The 15,296-nt window shown below is 70.3% G+C and carries 17 protein-coding genes; 5 read left to right on the forward strand and 12 right to left on the reverse strand.

What is annotated here, in order from left to right; genetic code table 11:
- Positions 1 to 53: 53 nt before the first annotated feature.
- Entirely contained in the window at positions 54 to 1,343 is a 1,290-nt protein-coding gene (locus NQV15_RS11275; RefSeq protein ID WP_232399955.1) for an ABC transporter substrate-binding protein, read from the reverse strand.
- Positions 1,344 to 1,554: 211 nt separating this feature from the next.
- Here NQV15_RS11275 and NQV15_RS11280 point away from each other — a divergent pair, with 211 nt between their 5' ends.
- A complete protein-coding gene (locus NQV15_RS11280) occupies positions 1,555 to 2,631 on the forward strand; it encodes an ABC transporter ATP-binding protein (protein ID WP_232399956.1) in 1,077 nt (358 codons plus the stop codon).
- 15 nt (positions 2,632 to 2,646) lie between these two features.
- Here the strand turns inward: NQV15_RS11280 and NQV15_RS11285 are convergent, their stop codons facing one another.
- The 11 genes from NQV15_RS11285 to dapA form a co-directional block, all read right to left on the reverse strand.
- The gene (locus tag NQV15_RS11285) at positions 2,647 to 2,841 is read right to left on the reverse strand and encodes a DUF3046 domain-containing protein (protein ID WP_232399957.1); all 195 of its coding nucleotides are present in this window, start codon (positions 2,839 to 2,841) and stop codon (positions 2,647 to 2,649) included.
- A gap of 22 nt (positions 2,842 to 2,863) precedes the next feature.
- Complete coding sequence (locus tag NQV15_RS11290; protein ID WP_232399958.1) at positions 2,864 to 3,166, reverse strand: helix-turn-helix domain-containing protein; 303 nt, start codon at positions 3,164 to 3,166, stop codon at positions 2,864 to 2,866.
- Positions 3,167 to 3,199: 33 nt separating this feature from the next.
- A complete protein-coding gene (locus NQV15_RS11295) occupies positions 3,200 to 3,688 on the reverse strand; it encodes a CinA family protein (protein ID WP_232399959.1) in 489 nt (162 codons plus the stop codon).
- Positions 3,685 to 4,293 carry a CDP-diacylglycerol--glycerol-3-phosphate 3-phosphatidyltransferase gene (gene pgsA, locus NQV15_RS11300; RefSeq protein WP_232399960.1) on the reverse strand — a complete coding sequence of 203 codons (609 nt, stop codon included), beginning with the start codon at positions 4,291 to 4,293 and terminating at the stop codon, positions 3,685 to 3,687. Before pgsA ends, NQV15_RS11295 begins: the two co-directional genes overlap by 4 nt.
- A gap of 31 nt (positions 4,294 to 4,324) precedes the next feature.
- Entirely contained in the window at positions 4,325 to 4,762 is a 438-nt protein-coding gene (locus tag NQV15_RS11305; protein WP_232399961.1) for a hypothetical protein, read from the reverse strand.
- Positions 4,763 to 4,764: 2 nt separating this feature from the next.
- Positions 4,765 to 7,260 (reverse strand): FtsK/SpoIIIE family DNA translocase, encoded by a 2,496-nt coding sequence (locus NQV15_RS11310; protein ID WP_232399962.1) that lies wholly within the window; start codon positions 7,258 to 7,260, stop codon positions 4,765 to 4,767.
- An 85-nt stretch (positions 7,261 to 7,345) separates the two neighbouring features.
- Positions 7,346 to 8,071 (reverse strand): sirohydrochlorin chelatase, encoded by a 726-nt coding sequence (locus NQV15_RS11315; RefSeq protein ID WP_232399963.1) that lies wholly within the window; start codon positions 8,069 to 8,071, stop codon positions 7,346 to 7,348.
- Between the two features lie 454 nt (positions 8,072 to 8,525).
- Positions 8,526 to 8,780, reverse strand: a complete 255-nt coding sequence (locus tag NQV15_RS11320; RefSeq protein ID WP_232399964.1) for a DUF6457 domain-containing protein — start codon at positions 8,778 to 8,780, stop codon at positions 8,526 to 8,528.
- Positions 8,773 to 9,369: a molybdenum cofactor guanylyltransferase gene (mobA, locus tag NQV15_RS11325; RefSeq protein WP_232399965.1), complete on the reverse strand. Its 597-nt coding sequence runs from the start codon at positions 9,367 to 9,369 to the stop codon at positions 8,773 to 8,775. The genes NQV15_RS11320 and mobA overlap by 8 nt, the downstream gene beginning before the upstream one ends.
- 7 nt (positions 9,370 to 9,376) lie before the next feature.
- The gene (locus tag NQV15_RS11330; RefSeq protein ID WP_283252409.1) at positions 9,377 to 11,056 is read right to left on the reverse strand and encodes a ribonuclease J; all 1,680 of its coding nucleotides are present in this window, start codon (positions 11,054 to 11,056) and stop codon (positions 9,377 to 9,379) included.
- A gap of 6 nt (positions 11,057 to 11,062) precedes the next feature.
- Entirely contained in the window at positions 11,063 to 11,977 is a 915-nt protein-coding gene (gene dapA / locus NQV15_RS11335) for a 4-hydroxy-tetrahydrodipicolinate synthase (protein ID WP_232399966.1), read from the reverse strand.
- A 54-nt stretch (positions 11,978 to 12,031) separates the two neighbouring features.
- On the opposite strand from dapA, the gene NQV15_RS11340 reads away from it, so the two are divergent.
- The 4 genes from NQV15_RS11340 to NQV15_RS11355 all read left to right on the forward strand — a co-directional run bounded on the left by NQV15_RS11340 (position 12,032) and on the right by NQV15_RS11355 (position 15,293).
- A complete protein-coding gene (locus NQV15_RS11340) occupies positions 12,032 to 12,820 on the forward strand; it encodes a thioesterase family protein (protein ID WP_232399967.1) in 789 nt (262 codons plus the stop codon).
- A 52-nt stretch (positions 12,821 to 12,872) separates the two neighbouring features.
- Positions 12,873 to 13,088, forward strand: a complete 216-nt coding sequence (locus NQV15_RS11345) for an amphi-Trp domain-containing protein (protein ID WP_232399968.1) — start codon at positions 12,873 to 12,875, stop codon at positions 13,086 to 13,088.
- Positions 13,089 to 13,152: 64 nt separating this feature from the next.
- Entirely contained in the window at positions 13,153 to 14,319 is a 1,167-nt protein-coding gene (locus tag NQV15_RS11350; RefSeq protein ID WP_232399969.1) for a mechanosensitive ion channel family protein, read from the forward strand.
- The gene (locus NQV15_RS11355; protein WP_232399970.1) at positions 14,316 to 15,293 is read left to right on the forward strand and encodes a glycosyl hydrolase family 18 protein; all 978 of its coding nucleotides are present in this window, start codon (positions 14,316 to 14,318) and stop codon (positions 15,291 to 15,293) included. The genes NQV15_RS11350 and NQV15_RS11355 overlap by 4 nt, the downstream gene beginning before the upstream one ends.
- Positions 15,294 to 15,296 lie beyond the last annotated feature (3 nt).

Below are 15,296 nucleotides of genomic sequence, written 5' to 3' on the forward strand. Positions count from 1 at the left end.
GCACCCGCTGGAGGACGAGTGCAGGCACCGGGGCTCTGGGTCCGGACAGTCACCTACTTGGCGGCCTTCTGTGCGGCCTTGATCGCTTCCTTCCAGCCGTCGGCCTGGGATCGCTGACCGTTCTCGACACTGCGCAGGACGTTCTCGAACGCATCGCGGACGGGGACGTTCTTGGCACCGAGGTACACCGGCTCGAGGTTCCTGGCACCGGCCACGAACAGCTGGCCCGTCGGGGCGTTGTTGAAGTAGTCGTTCTTGGCGTCCTTCAGCTCCGGGGTGTCGTACAGGGCCGGCAGCGACGGCAAGCGTCCTTCGGACTCGAAGGCGCCCATCTGCCCGGTCTTGCTGGACAGGAACTTGATCAGCTCGATGGCCTCCTTCTGGTGCTTGCTCGACTTCGGCACCGCCAGCCAGGAGCCGCCCCAGTTGCCGCTGCCACCGGGCACGGTCGCGATGTCCCACTTGCCTGCCAAGGCGTCACCGGCGTTGCCCTTGATCGTGCCGGTCATCCAGGCGGGGCACGCGACGGTCGCGAAGGCGCCGTTCTTGAACCCGGCGTTCCACTCGTCGGAGAAGGCCACCAGCTTGGCGCTGAGGCCGGCATCGACCATCTCGGTGGACAGGTCCCACGCGTTCTTCACGGCCGGGTTGGAGTCGACGACCAGCTTGTTGTCGCGGTCGAAGTACGTCTCCTTGCTGCCCTGCATGAGGATCGAGTTGTACGTGTTGGTCGCGGCGTCGATGAAGTGCACCTTGGGATCGTTGATGCCCTGCTGGAACTTCTCGCCGGTCGCGATGAAGTCCTGCCACGTCGGCCAGAGCTTGGCGACCTCCTCGCGCTCGACGGGCAGTCCGGCCTTCTCGAACAGATCGCGCCGGTAGCACATCGCCAGGCCGCCGACGTCGGTCCCGAGACCGATCGTCGTCTTGCCGTCGGCGGTGGTCGCCGCATCGGCCACGTACGGCAGGTAGTCAGCCTTGATGTCGGCGTAGCCGTGGTCCTGCAGGTTGACGAACTTGTCGGCGCTCTGCAGGAAGTTGACCGTCTGGCCCTCCTCGATGGCGACGACGTCGCCCGCTGCGGCGTTCGCGGCGATCTGCTGGCTGAGCTTGGTGTTGTACTTGCCGAGATCGCCCTCGGCCGACTCCACGATCTTCACGCCCGGGTGCTCGGCCTCGAACTGCTTGTAGAGGTCCTTGTAGCCGAACTTGCCGAACAGGTTGACCCGCAGGGTCACCTTCCCGTCCGAGCTGTCGTCACCCGATCCCCCGCAGCCGGCGGCAAGCACTCCCACCGCAAGGGCTGAGACCGCCATGGCGGCGATGCGCTGTGTGCGATTCACGTCGTACCTTCTTCCGGCCCCCCCGGTGGGAGCGCTTCCACCGGAGTATGAGCCAGGTCACATCGGTGCGTCAAGAGAATTCTGGGAGCGTTCCCAAATTTGTTGTTCGGAACGCCATTCGGTCTCGACAAGGGCCCGAGGGGCACGTACGGTGTGACGACCATCACTCGGATCGTCCGGCACGTACCTGCCGGTGAAGGGACGTCCCGCCATGTCATCGGTCACGTTCGACCAAGCCACCCGCCTCTACCCCGGACAGGAGGCCCCCGCCGTGGACCGGCTGGACCTGGAGATCCAGGACGGCGAGTTCCTCGTCCTGGTGGGCCCGTCGGGATGCGGGAAGTCGACCTCCCTGCGCATGCTCGCCGGGCTCGAGGAGGTCGACGGCGGCCGGATCCTGATCGGCGACGAGGACGTCACCCACCTGCCCCCGAAGGCCCGCGACATCGCGATGGTCTTCCAGAACTACGCGCTGTACCCGCACATGAGCGTCGCCGAGAACATGGGCTTCGCGCTCAAGATCGCCGGCACCCCCAAGAGCGAGATCGCCACGCGCGTCAGGGAGGCGGCCGTGCTGCTGGACATCGAGCAGTACCTGGGCCGCAAGCCCAAGGCACTGTCCGGCGGACAACGCCAGCGCGTCGCGATGGGACGGGCGATCGTCCGCCAGCCCCGCGTGTTCCTGATGGACGAGCCGCTGTCGAACCTGGACGCCAAGCTGCGCGTCCAGACCCGGACCCAGATCGCCCAGCTGCAGCGTCGGCTGAACGCCACGACGGTCTACGTCACCCACGACCAGGTCGAGGCGATGACCATGGGAGATCGCGTCGCGGTGCTCAAGGACGGCGTGCTGCAGCAGTGCGCCGCGCCCCGGGAGATGTACGACCGGCCGGCCAACCTCTTCGTCGCCGGCTTCCTGGGCTCACCGGGGATGAACCTCATGGAGCTGCCGGTCGTGGACGGCGGTGTGCAGTTCGGCGAGCAGGTGGTGCGGGTCGCCCGTGACACGCTGGCCGATGCCCAGGCGCCGACCGTGACGGTCGGCGTGCGGCCCGAGAACCTGGCCATCGGTCACGCCGGGCTCAAGCTCGAGGTCGACGTCGTCGAGGAGCTCGGGGCCGATGCGTACGTCTACGGTCGCGCCGACGTCGGCGGGTCCGTGCAGCCGATCGTCGCCCGCGTCGACTGGCGCAATCCACCGGCCAAGGGCGAGACGGTGCACGTCGCACCGATCGACGACTCCGCGATCCATGTCTTCGCCACCGCGAGCGGCGCGCGCATCAGCTGACCGGCAGCCGGGGCCTCAGCGTTCGGAGGCGGGAAGCCCGCGGGTCGCGTGGACGGCCCGCCAGACGGTCTTGGGATCCTCGCCGGCGTCCAGCGCCTCGGTGACGGTTCGGCCGCCCAGCACGCTCATCACGTGGCTGTCGGCCCACACCCGCGCGTAGCCCTTGCCGAGGTGGCGGTCCATCCGGTCCCAGAACTCGCTGTGCCTCATGACAGCTGCCCGGTCGAGATGGTCAAGCGGCCGAGGCCGAGACGTCGCCCGGCGCGATCGAGGAGATGCTGGCGATCTGCTCGACCGAGGCCTCCTCGATCTCAAGCAGTGCGCTGACGTCCATCAAGACCTTGGACAGCGGCACCTCGAGGGCACCGGCGAGGGCGGCGAGCAGCTCGGAGCTGGCTTCCTTCTGGCCGCGCTCGACCTCGGAGATGTAGCCGAGGCTGACCCGGGCCTTGCCCGAGACATCGCGCAGGGTCAGGCCCTGGGAGATGCGGCGGGCGCGGAGCACCTCACCGACGAACTGACGCATCTGGGTCATCGGGAGCCTCCGTCCATCGCTGTCATGTACTGATCAACCCCGTGCGGTCCGAGATTCTTCCCCCAGCCTAGCGACCAGCAACGACAACACCGCATCGACCGTCCCGGTTCGTATCTCGTCGCGGTCGCCGGCCAGGTCCAGCAGCCGGGTCACGACGCCGTCCGGGCCCGCCAGACCGATGTGGACGGTGCCGGCGGGCTTGCCCTCGCTGGGGTCCGGGCCCGCCACGCCGGTGGTGGACAGGCCATACGTCGCCCCCGCCCGGTCCCGCGTACCCACCGCCATCGCGGCGGCCACGGCGGCGTCGACCGTGCCGCGCTCGGCGATCAGCGCGGCGTCGACGCCCAGCAGCGTCGTCTTGAGCTCGGGGGCGTATGCCACGACTCCCCCACGGACGACCGCGGACGCTCCGGGGACGCTGACCAGCGTCGCGCACACCAGTCCCCCGGTGAGCGACTCGGCGGTCGACACCGTCGCGCCTGCGGCTCGCAGCGCCTCGACGGCATCGACCGCCACGGTCATGAGCTGGCGCCGGCCTTCGCCGAGCGGCGCAGCGCGATGGCGTCCTTGACGTACTGGACGCCGGTGGTCAGCGTGAGGATGACGGCACCGGCCATCAGCAGGTGGGTGATCCAGAGCAGGATGTCGCTGGGCACGTTGTCCCACAGCTCGAGCGGCAGGATGTAGCCGCCGAGCGCGAGGGCCTGCAGCATCGTCTTGACCTTGCCGCCCTGGCCGGCCGGCATCACGCCGTACCTCTTGACCACGAAACGCATCGCGGTGATGCCCCACTCGCGCACCAGCACCACGATGGTGACGGCCCAGAACAGCCACGAGTCGAAGATGATCGACAGGCCCACGAAGGCCATGCCGGTCAGGGCCTTGTCGGCGATGGGATCGGCGAGCTTGCCGAAGTTGGTGACCAGGTCGTACTTGCGCGCGAGGTCGCCGTCGATGCGGTCGGTGATCATGAGCAACGCGAACGCGACCCATGCGGCCAGGCGGAAGCCGATCGACTCACCGTCGTGCGTGAGCAGCAACCAGCCGAAGAACGGCACTCCGACGATCCGCACGACCGTCAGAGCATTCGCGATGTTCAGGTTGCTCGGTGGGGTTGCCCCGGCCATGAGTCCCTCTCGATGCAGATTGACAGACTCCTCAGTATGAAGCAGCCGATCGGCGGTGCGCCAACTGGACCTCCGCCTCACCCGGCGAGACGTTCGTCGCAAGACCCAGCGGCGAGGTGTAGAACCGCTGGCCGTCCGAGCTGACGACCTTGATCCTGGGCTCGTGGCGGACGCCTTCACGGCGCTCGACCTTGATCTCGCCCATCTCGCTCCACAGCAGGCCGACCCAGCCCTCGCCGGCCCGCAGCCGGACCCCGTAGTCGTCGGCGACGAACAACGGCGTCCGCGCGTCGGGCAGGCCACGCAGGTGGTTCAGGCCCAGGGCGAGGAACAGCACGGCCGGGATCAGCAGCAGCGGCAGCTCACGGTCACGCGCCACCCAGGCGAACCCGCCGGCCAGCGCCAGGCTCGCCAGGGCCAGCAGGAGATACAGGCCCGCGCGGCGGTGGATCTCGAATGCCTCGGCCACCGTCAACCGACCTGGATGGTCGCGAGGACCTGCTCGAGCTCATCGGGCTTGACCAGCACGTCACGCGCCTTGGAGCCCTCGCTCGGTCCGACGATGCCGCGGCTCTCCATGATGTCCATGAGCCGGCCGGCCTTCGCGAACCCGACGCGCAGCTTGCGCTGCAGCATCGAGGTCGAGCCGAACTGGGTCGTGACGCACAGCTCAATCGCCTGCAGCACGAGGTCCATGTCGTCGCCGATGTCGTCGTCGATGTCGCGCTTCGCGGCCGCCGGGGCGGTGACGTCCTCGCGGTAGGTCGGCTGCAGCTGCGCCTTGCAGTGCTCGACGATCGTGTGGATCTCGGCCTCGGTGACCCACGCACCCTGCATGCGCATCGCCTTGTTCTGACCCATCGGCAGGAACAGACCATCGCCCTGTCCGACGAGCTTCTCGGCGCCGGGCTGGTCCAGGATGACCCGGCTGTCGGCCAGCGACGAGGTCGCGAAGGCCAGGCGGCTGGGGACGTTGGCCTTGATCAGGCCGGTCACGACGTCGACGGAGGGTCGCTGCGTCGCGAGCACCAGGTGGATTCCGGCGGCCCGGGCCAGCTGGGTGATGCGGACGATCGAGTCCTCGACGTCCCTCGGGGCGACCATCATGAGGTCGGCGAGCTCGTCGACCACGACCAGCAGGTACGGGTACGGCGCGAGGACCCGCTCGCTCATCGGCGGCAGCTGCACCTTGCCGGCACGCACGGCCTTGTTGAAGTCGTCGATGTGGCGGTACCCGAAGTTGGCCAGGTCGTCGTAGCGCTGGTCCATCTCGCGCACGACCCACTGCAGCGCCTCGGCGGCCTTCTTCGGGTTGGTGATGATCGGCGTGATCAGGTGCGGGACACCCTCGTACGCCGTCAGCTCGACCCGCTTGGGGTCGACCATGATCATCCGGACCTCTTCGGGCGTCGAGCGCATCAGGATCGAGGAGATCATCGAGTTCACGAACGACGACTTGCCCGATCCTGTCGCACCGGCGACCAGCAGGTGCGGCATCTTGGCCAGGTTGGCCACGACGTAGCCGCCCTCGACGTCCTTGCCCAGCCCGATGACCATCGGGTGGTGGTCGCTGCGCGCCTTCGCCGAGCGCAGGACGTCGCCGAGGCTGACCATCTCCTTGTCGACGTTGGGGATCTCCACGCCGATCGCGGACTTGCCCGGGATCGGGCTGAGGATGCGGACCTCGTTGGACGCCACGGCGTACGAGATGTTCTTCGACAGCGCCGTGACCTTCTCGACCTTCACCGCGGGGCCGAGCTCGACCTCGTAGCGGGTGACCGTCGGACCGCGCGTGTAGCCGGTGACGGTCGCGTCGATCTGGAACTGCTCGAGCACCTCGGTGAGGCGCGCGACGACCTCGTCGGACGCCTTGGAGCGCGCCTTGTGCGGCGAGCCCTCCCGCAGCATCGTGCTGTCGGGCAGCGAGTAGACGACGTCACCGGACAGGGCGAGCTGCTCGGCACGGGCCGGGATCGGCTCCATCGGGGGCAGCTCGGCCACGTGGGCCTCGTCGTCCTCGTGCTCCTCCTCGGCCTCGTCGACCGGCTCCGGCTCGTAGACGCGGGCGGGCGGCGTCTTGCGGGCGTCCTCGGGATCGTCGATCAGCGGGTTGTCGTACGGCTCGTCGGTCGTCGCGACGGTGCGCGGGTGCCGGCCCTTGCGGGGCTCGCTGACGGGCGCTTCGTCCGCCGCGTCGGGCTCGGCGTGGCGGCCCATCGCCGCGTCGCGCAGCTCGCGCAGGCGGTCGGGGACGGCGTACACGGGCGTGTTGGTGACGACCAGCACGCCGAAGGCCAGCACGAGCACCAGGATCGGTGCCACGACGTACTCGGTCTTGAGCAGGTCCATCGGGATCGCCGAGAACAGGAAGCCGATCGCTCCCCCGGCCTCGCGCATCGCGTCGGGATCGGGATCGCTGGGACGGGGCACGTCATGGGCGAGGTGGACCAGGCCCAGGATGCCGCCGACGATCGCGGCCCAGCCGATGACCTGACGGCCCGCGGGACCGTTGCGGTCCGGATGGCGCAGCGTCCGCCAGGCGACGACCAGCAGCAGGATCGGGACGGCCCACGCGAGCAGACCGACGGCACCGGACGCGACGTCCCGCACCCCCCGGCCGACGGCACCGGGCATGTCGGACCACACGGAGCCGGCGACCACGATGGCCACGGCCAGCAGGCCGAAGCCCACGCCGTCACGCCTCTGCTCGGGATCGAGCTCGCGGGCACTGTGGCCGATGCTGCGTGCGATCGCTCCCACGACACCGGCGATGCCGAGCCACAGGGCGGTGACGGCGCGCAGCAGCGCCGTGAGGACAACGGCCAGTGGACCAGGTCCGGTGCGGGCCGCGGGCTTGCGGGCTGCAGGCTTGCGGGCCTGTGGCTTGCGCTTGCTCGTGGTCGGCTTCTTGCGGGCCTGGCTGCCGGACGGCCGCTTGCGCGGCGGGGAAGTCGTTCGGGTCGCCATGGTCAAAGGGTAAAGCACAGGTCGAAGGTTGGCGGGCTGCCACGCGCAAACGGGGCCGATCCGGTGCGGCACCACAGCGGACCAGTCAGGTGTGGGTGACGCGAGGACCCGTCTCGCCACCGACGGACACCCCGCCGCCACGGGCCTGCGCCCGCGACACCACGAGACTCACCAAGCGCGGGTCGGGCGGACCGCCGTCCAGCATCGGGGCGGTGACCACATCGGCACCGGACGCCACCATCTGGTCGTGCACCGCACCCGGCGCCAAGACGTAGCTGGACACGACGACCCGCCGCCCATAGGCGCGTGCGACGTCGACGGCGTCGGCCAGGTGGGTGTCGGGCCCGCCGAGCGTCCCCACGTGGACCCGTCCGCCCCAGACGGCGCTGAGCAGCCGGGCGGCCTTGCTGACGTCCTCGACGGCGCGGTCGTCGGTCGCGACGTCGGCGGCCAGGACGATGGTGTCGTCCGAGCGCGCCCCGGCCTCGAACAGGCGCCGCACCCCGACCTCGGCCAGCACCCAGTCCGGTCCCAGGGGGGCCGTGACGCTCACGGCCGGGTCCAGGTGCGAGGCCTGCACGATGTCGACGCCGACGGGTCGGTCGTAGGCCAGCATGAGGGGCACGACCGCGCGGGGACCGACCGTCTCGGCCACGACCTGCGCGATGCGCGGCTCCTGGACGTCCACGAAGGCGTCGACGATGTCCAGGTCCCGCGCCTCGCGGCGCACGGCGTTGACCAGCCCGGCGAATGCCGAACGGCCCCGTGGCGCCTCCGAGCCGTGCGCGCACAGGATGACGGTGCGGTTCAACGGGCTCTCCGACGCTCGACCGCGGACCCCGAGATGTCCGCGGTCGGGGTCAGGGCCTCGGGATGCGCCGCTGCCGGCGGGACACCCCCCATGGTTCCGCCGGCAGCGCGCACCCCGCTGACCGCGCCGGGGCCGGGACCTGCGGTCGCCATTGCGTGAATGGCGGCAGGACCGGCGGACCCGGCGCAGGGACGACGACCCGACAGCGCCGGGGTGTCATGCATGAACATGTGCTCCCCTTCGATCGTCGGACCGCGGTCCCCCCGTTCAGCACCTTCAGGTTCCGCGATCGCTGTTTCGCGCCGGTTAACGCACGCGCCAGATTCGGTTACAACTCCGCAGAACGAACGCTGACGCGTGGGTTGCGCACGCTGACGCGTGGGTTGCGCACGCTGACGCGTGGGTTGCGCACGCTGACGCGTGGGTTGCGCACGCTGACGCGTGGGTTGCGACGTCAGCTGCCAGGGGTGGCGCGCGCACTGATGGCGGCGTCGACGCGCTGCAGGATGTCCGCGACCCGGGCGGGGTCTCCCCCGGCCTGACCGACGGCGACGCCCACCAGATAGGTCGTCAACGGCGCGGCGGGACGCACGATGCCGTGCGCCGCGTCCGCGGCCAGGTCCAGGACGGCATCGACGTCCAGCACCTGCTCGATGCCGAGCTCGGCGGCCAGCTCGCGGGCCCAGTCGGTCAGCACGGAATCATCCACGGCGCATCTCCTCGCTCGCACGGTGCAGGTCCTCGGGGGTGTCGATGTCGGCCACGACGGCGTCATCGGGCGAGATCTCCACCAGGTCCATCATGGCCACGATCCGCTTGACCGGCAGATCGGTCAGCGGCGCAGCCGCCGCGAGCACCTCGGCCAGCCGCTGCGACCGGTAGGCGGCGAGCAACGTCTGGCGGTGGCCGTCGGACGACCGGGGCACGACGCCGTCCGCCCGCGGATGCTCCGCCAGCGCGGCCAGCAGCACCGGGACCACCTCGGCCGCGCGGGGCACATCGGCGGCCAGCACCACCACGACCTCGGCCGGGACGCCTCCCAGCGCGTCCAGACCGGCACCGATCGCCGCCACCGGCCCCGCGAAGGGCGGGTCCTCACGCGCGGCGATCGCCCGCTCGGGCGCACCGGGCAGACTCGGTGGCCCGACGACCACGAGCCGCCCGGCGTCGGCGACGGCGTCGCACGCTCGTCCCAGCAGCGTCCGGCCACCGACGACGGCACCGGTCTTGTCGATGCCGCCCATCCGGGACGAGCGACCGCCCGCCAGCACGATCGCGTCGTACGTGGCGGGCGTCATGGCCCGGTCAGGCCTCGATGACGACCGGCAGGATCATCGGCCGGCGACGCAGGCGGCGTCCGACGAACGATCCGAGCACCCGGCGCACGACCTGCTGCAGCTGACGGTTGTCACGGGTTCCCTCGGACAGCGCCTCCTCGAGGGAGGCGCTGAGCTTGGGCAGGATCTCGTCGAAGGCCGAGTCGTCCTCGGCGATGCCGCGGGCGTGGATCTCCGGGCCGGACAGGATCTTGCCGGTGGCCGAGTCGATGACGACGACGACCGAGATGAAGCCCTCCTCAGCCAGGACACGGCGGTCCTTGAGCTCGGAGTCGGTCAGGTCACCGACCGACGATCCGTCGACGTAGACGTAGCCGCAGTCGACCGCACCGGTGATGGACGCGTGCCCGTCGACCAGATCGATGACGTAGCCGTCCTCGGCCAGCAGGACGTTCGGGACGCCGGTCTGCGTCGCGAGCTTGGCGTTGGCGTGCAGGTGACGGATCTCGCCGTGCACCGGCAGGACGTTGGAGGGCTGCACGATGTTGTAGCAGTACAGCAGCTCGCCGGCCGAGGCGTGGCCGGACACGTGCACCAGGGCGTTGCCCTTGTGGACGACGTTCGCGCCGAGCTTGGTCAGCCCGTCGATGACCCGGTAGATCGCGTTCTCGTTGCCCGGGATCAGCGAGGACGCCATGAGCACCGTGTCGCCGGGCTCGAGGCTGACCTGCTGGTGGCTGTTGTTGGCCATGCGCGACAGCGCCGCCATCGGCTCGCCCTGCGAGCCCGTCGACATCAGCACCATCTTGTGCGGCGGCGCGGCGTCGATCTTGTCGACCACGACACCGTCGGGCACGTGCAGGTAGCCCAGCTCGCGGGCGATCTGCATGTTGCGGACCATCGAGCGCCCGACGTAGGCGACCTTGCGGTCGTGCTTGACGGCCGCGTCGATGACCTGCTGCACGCGGTGGATGTGCGACGCGAACGACGCCACGATGATGCGCTTCTTGCTGCTGGCGAACACCGCGTCGATCGCGGGCGTGATGTTGCGCTCGGACGTCGTGAAGCCGGGAACCTCGGCGTTCGTCGAGTCCGTCAGGAACAGGTCGACGCCCTCCTCACCGAGCCGCGCGAAGGCACGCAGGTCGGTGATGCGGCCGTCCAGCGGCAGCTGGTCCATCTTGAAGTCGCCGGTGTGCAGCGCGACGCCGGCCGGCGTCTTGATCGCCACGGCCAGGGCGTCGGGGATGGAGTGGTTGACCGCCACGAACTCGAGCTCGAACGGCCCCAGGTCCATGATGTCGCCCTCGGACACGACGTACTTGGGCGCGTCCTTGAGCTTGTGCTCCTTGAGCTTCGGGTCGAGGAACGCCAGCGTCAGCTGCGAGCCGATCACCGGGATGTTGCCGCGCTCGCGCAGCAGGTACGGGACGCCGCCGATGTGGTCCTCGTGGCCGTGCGTCAAGACGATGCCGACGACGTCCTTGAGCCGGTCACGGATGGGACCGAAGTCGGGCAGGATCAGGTCGACGCCGGGCTGGGTCTCCTCGGGGAACAGAACTCCGCAGTCGACGACCAGGATCTTGCCGCCGTACTCGAAGATGGTCATGTTGCGACCGATCTCTCCGAGTCCGCCGAGGGGGATGACGCGCAGGGCGCCGGCGGGCAGTGCGGGCGGAGCGTCGAGCTCCAGGTGCATGTGGCTCATGTAGGCCTATCTCTTGAGTAGGCCCGACGCGTCGAGGCCGTCGCGAACGATCGCGACTTCTTCCTCGGTCGCGGCGGGCAGCGGGGCACGCATCGTGCGGTGGTCGAGCACCCCGAGCAGCTGCAGGGCAGCCTTGGAGGTGATCGCGCCTTGCGTGTGATTCATCATCGCCCGTACGGCGGGCTGAAGTCTGGTGTTGATGGCTCGCGCTGCGGGCAGGTCACCCGCGTCGACGGCGGCGACCATCTCGGCGTACTCGCGACCGGCGGCGTGAGCGACGACGCTGACGACACCCGCCGCACCCATGGCCAGCCAGGGCAGGTTGAGCGTGTCGTCGCCGGAGTAGATCTTGAGGCCGGTCTCGTTCATCAGCCAGGCACCACGGTCCAGGTCGCCGACGGCGTCCTTCATCGCGATGATCAGCGGATCGCCGGCCATCTGCAGGTAGGTCTCGTCCGCGATCCGGGTGGCGCTGCGTCCCGGGATGTCGTACAGCATCACGGGGGTGTCGTCACCCGCGTGGGCGACCTCGGTGAAGTGCGCGAGCAGCCCGGACTGGGGCGGCTTGCTGTAGTACGGCGTCACGATCAGGAGCCCGTGCGCGCCGGTCTTCTTGGCCTGCTCCGCCAGCTCGACGGAGTGCCGGGTGTCGTTGGTGCCGACGCCCGCGATGACGGTCGCCCGGTCACCGACCGCCTCGAGCACGGCCGCCAGCAGGCGTCCGTCCTCGGCGACCGTCGTGGTGGGCGACTCGCCGGTGGTGCCGCTGACGACGAGGCCGTCGTTGCCGTGGTCGACCAGGTGTGAGGCCACCTTCTGCGCCGCATCCAGATCGAGCTCACCCTCACGGGTGAACGGAGTGACCATGGCCGTCAGCACACGCCCGAAGGGCGCAGCCTCGGATGCGAGCGGCGACGTCATACCTACGAGGCTACCGCTTGGCGACCTGCTGTCGGCGACCGGCAGGATGACGGCATGATCGAGGACATCTACGACGTCGACACGAGCTCCGTCCCACGGGGCGACGGCACACGCGACCTGGTGCTGACCGACCGCTGGAACACCCCGCTCGGAAAGCCGAACGGCGGGTACCTGCTGGCCACGATGCTGCGCGGGCTGCACGACGAGATGGGCGCCGACGACCCCATGGTCGCCGCGATCACCTACCTCGCGCCGCCCGATCCTGGAGCGGCCGAGCTGCGGACCGCGACGGTCCGCGCGGGCCGCCGCGTGCAGACCGGCACCGCGTCGCTGTGGGCCGGCGACCGGCAGATCGCCGCGCTGACGGCCAGCTTCGGCCCGCGCCCGGACGGGCCGTCCGTCGAGCTCGGCGCTGCCCCGAAGCTGCCGGACCCCGACCGGTGCGCCGATCCGCGCGACCACGGCATGCCGACCGACGGGCTGTTCGGCCGCGTCGACTACCGCTTGGCGTCCACGCCCGGGTGGTCGCAGGGCCAGCCGAGCGGTGATCCGTCGATCGAGCTGTGGCAGCGCCTGGCCGGCGGTCGCCAGGTCGACTTCCCTGCGCTGGCCCTGCTGTGCGACTCGTTCGCCCCACCGGTGCTGGAGCTGGGTGACGGTTTCCAGCAGTCGATGACGGTGCAGCTCACCGTCCACCTGCACCGCCTCCCCCGGCCCGGATGGATCGCCACCCGGCTGTCCACCCGGCACGTGGTCAACGGCTTCCACGAGGAGGACTGCGAGCTGTGGGACGAGGACGGCAACCTGGTGGCGCAGAGTCGCCAGCTCGGCATCCTGCTGTGAGTTCCGCCCGCCCGCTAGCGTGATGGCCACTGCCCCGATAGAAGGAGACCCCATGGACCTGTTCGAGACCGAGAGCACCCAGCGCATGTCCCGCGAGGCTGCGGCCGAGCGCCTGCGCACCCTCGCCGACGCCCTGTCGCGACACAACTCGATCGAGCTCGAGCGCGGCGGCCACCGGATCACCGTCGACGTCCCCGACGAGGTGAGCTTCTCCCTCGAGGTCGAGGTGGGCGACGAGAACGAGATCGAGATCGAGCTCAGCTGGTGAACCTGCTCCGGGCCGGTCGGGCGCCTGCTGCGCACGATCGGCCCGGGCACGGGACGATGGGGTCATGAACGACGCCTGGCAGGACTTCGTCTCGACGGCGGCTGTCGCGCTGCTCAACGCGCTGGCCGTGGCGGTGATCGTCGCCCTGGTGACCCGCCGCCTCGGCCGGCGCTACCCCGTTGCGCGCTACCTGACCCGCGCCGCCGCCGTCCCGTTCCGTCTGCTGCTGCTCGTCATCGCCTTGACCGTCGCGGTGCACCGCGACGCGCCCTGGTCGGCGCGCGAGGACCTCGGCCGGTGGGTCGACCTGGCCACGCACGTCGGCATCATCATCACCGCCGCCTGGCTCGTCGGGGTCATGGTCCTGTCCCTGGAGGACATGGCCCTGCGCCGCTACCGACTCGACGCCGTCGACAATCTCGCGGCCCGCCGGGCCAAGACCCAGACAGCGGTGATCCGCCGGGTCACCCTGGTCGGGATCGTGATCCTGGCCATGGGCGCGGTGCTGCTGAGCTTTCCCGGCGTCAGCGCCGCCGGCCGCAGCGTGCTCGCCTCGGCGGGCATCATCTCGGTCATCGCGGCGGTCGCGGCGCAGTCGACGCTGAGCAACCTGATCGCCGGCCTGCAGATCGCCTTCAGCGGGTCGATCCGCTACGGCGACGCCGTGATCGTGGAGGACGAGTGGGGCTGGGTCGACGAGATCACCCTGAGCTATGTCGTAGTGCGGCTGTGGGACGACCGCAACATGGTCCTGCCGGCGACGTACTTCACGACGACGCCCTTCCAGAACTGGACCCGCAAGCACTCCGAGCTGCTGGGCTCCGTCGAGTTCGATGTCGACTGGCGGGTCAGCCCCGACGGCATGCGCGCCGAGCTCGACCGCATCCTGCCGACGACCGAGCTGTGGGACGGCCGCACCAAGGTCCTGCAGGTCACCGATGCCGTGGGCGGATGGGTCCGCATCCGCATCCTCGTCACCGCCAAGGACGCCCCGACGTTGTTCGACCTGCGCTGCTTCGTGCGCGAGCGGATGGTCGACTGGCTGCAGAGCGCCGACGAGGGCGGGCTGCCGCGGTTCCGGGTCGAGTCGGTCAACCGCCAGGCCCCGCGCCGGGCCAGCGAGGAGGAGGCCACCGGCCTGTTCAGCGGCGACCAGCAGGGCGACGAGCGCGCCGCCCGCATCACCGGCCAGATGCCCGCCCTCGACGAGGACGGACGGGCTCGCGAGTGAGCATCACGACCCGCTCCCGAGGGCTCGCCCTGGTCGCCGCCGTGGCGCTGGTCATCGGCGGCTCCACGACGCCGGCCTCGGCGAGGGGATCCGTCAACGCGACGGGCTACGCCCTGCAGGGCTCTGCCAAGCCTGCTGACGTGACGCGCGACGGACGCTACCTGCGCACGATCGCGATCTCCGGCGTCGCACTCGACGGCCCCGCCGGCATCACCACGGTCAGCCGCGACGTCGAACGCCTGCGCCGCGCCGCGCACCGGCACGGGCGCAAGGCGGTGCTGCTGCTCACCAACTTCAACGACGACCTCGGTGACTTCGACGAGCGGCTCGCCCACCGGATGCTGACCTCGCCGCCGGCGCGCGCTGCGGTCATCCGTGCGCTGACGCGGGCCGCCCGCGGCTTCGACGGCGTCCAGATCGACCTGGAGTCGTTGCGGGCCCGCGATGTGGACGGGCTGGTGGCCTTCACCCAGGAGCTGCGCGCCGCCCTGCCCGGCAAGTCCTTGTCGATGGCGTTCATGGCGTCCACGAACGAGCGCGGGTACCGGGCCCGCGGCTACGACCTGGCCGCCCTGGCGCCCAGCCTGGACCGGATGATCCTCATGGCCTACGACCAGCACGGACCGGACTGGTCGGGCCCCGGACCGATCGGCTCCCTGACCTGGCTGAAGCGCGAGCTGCGCTACTTCGCGAAGGTCCTGCCGAACCGCAAGATCGACCTGGGCGTCGGCACGTACGGCTACCAGTGGGGACGCAAGGCCGGCACGCTCACGGTCACCCAGGCCCGCCAGCGCGCCGGCGGCAAGGCCCGCTGGAGCGCCAGGCACGGCGAGTGGACGGCGAAGCTGTCCGGCGGTCGCCGGATCTGGTGGTCGGACCGGCGCTCGCTGGCCGCGCGCGAGAAGATCGCCCGCTCGTACCGCCTGCACGGGGTGTCGATCTGGCAGATCGGGTCGTCGGGCCGACTGCGGTAGGTG

The sequence above is a fragment of the Aeromicrobium wangtongii genome (genome assembly GCF_024584515.1).
GTDB lineage: Bacteria > Actinomycetota > Actinomycetes > Propionibacteriales > Nocardioidaceae > Aeromicrobium > Aeromicrobium wangtongii.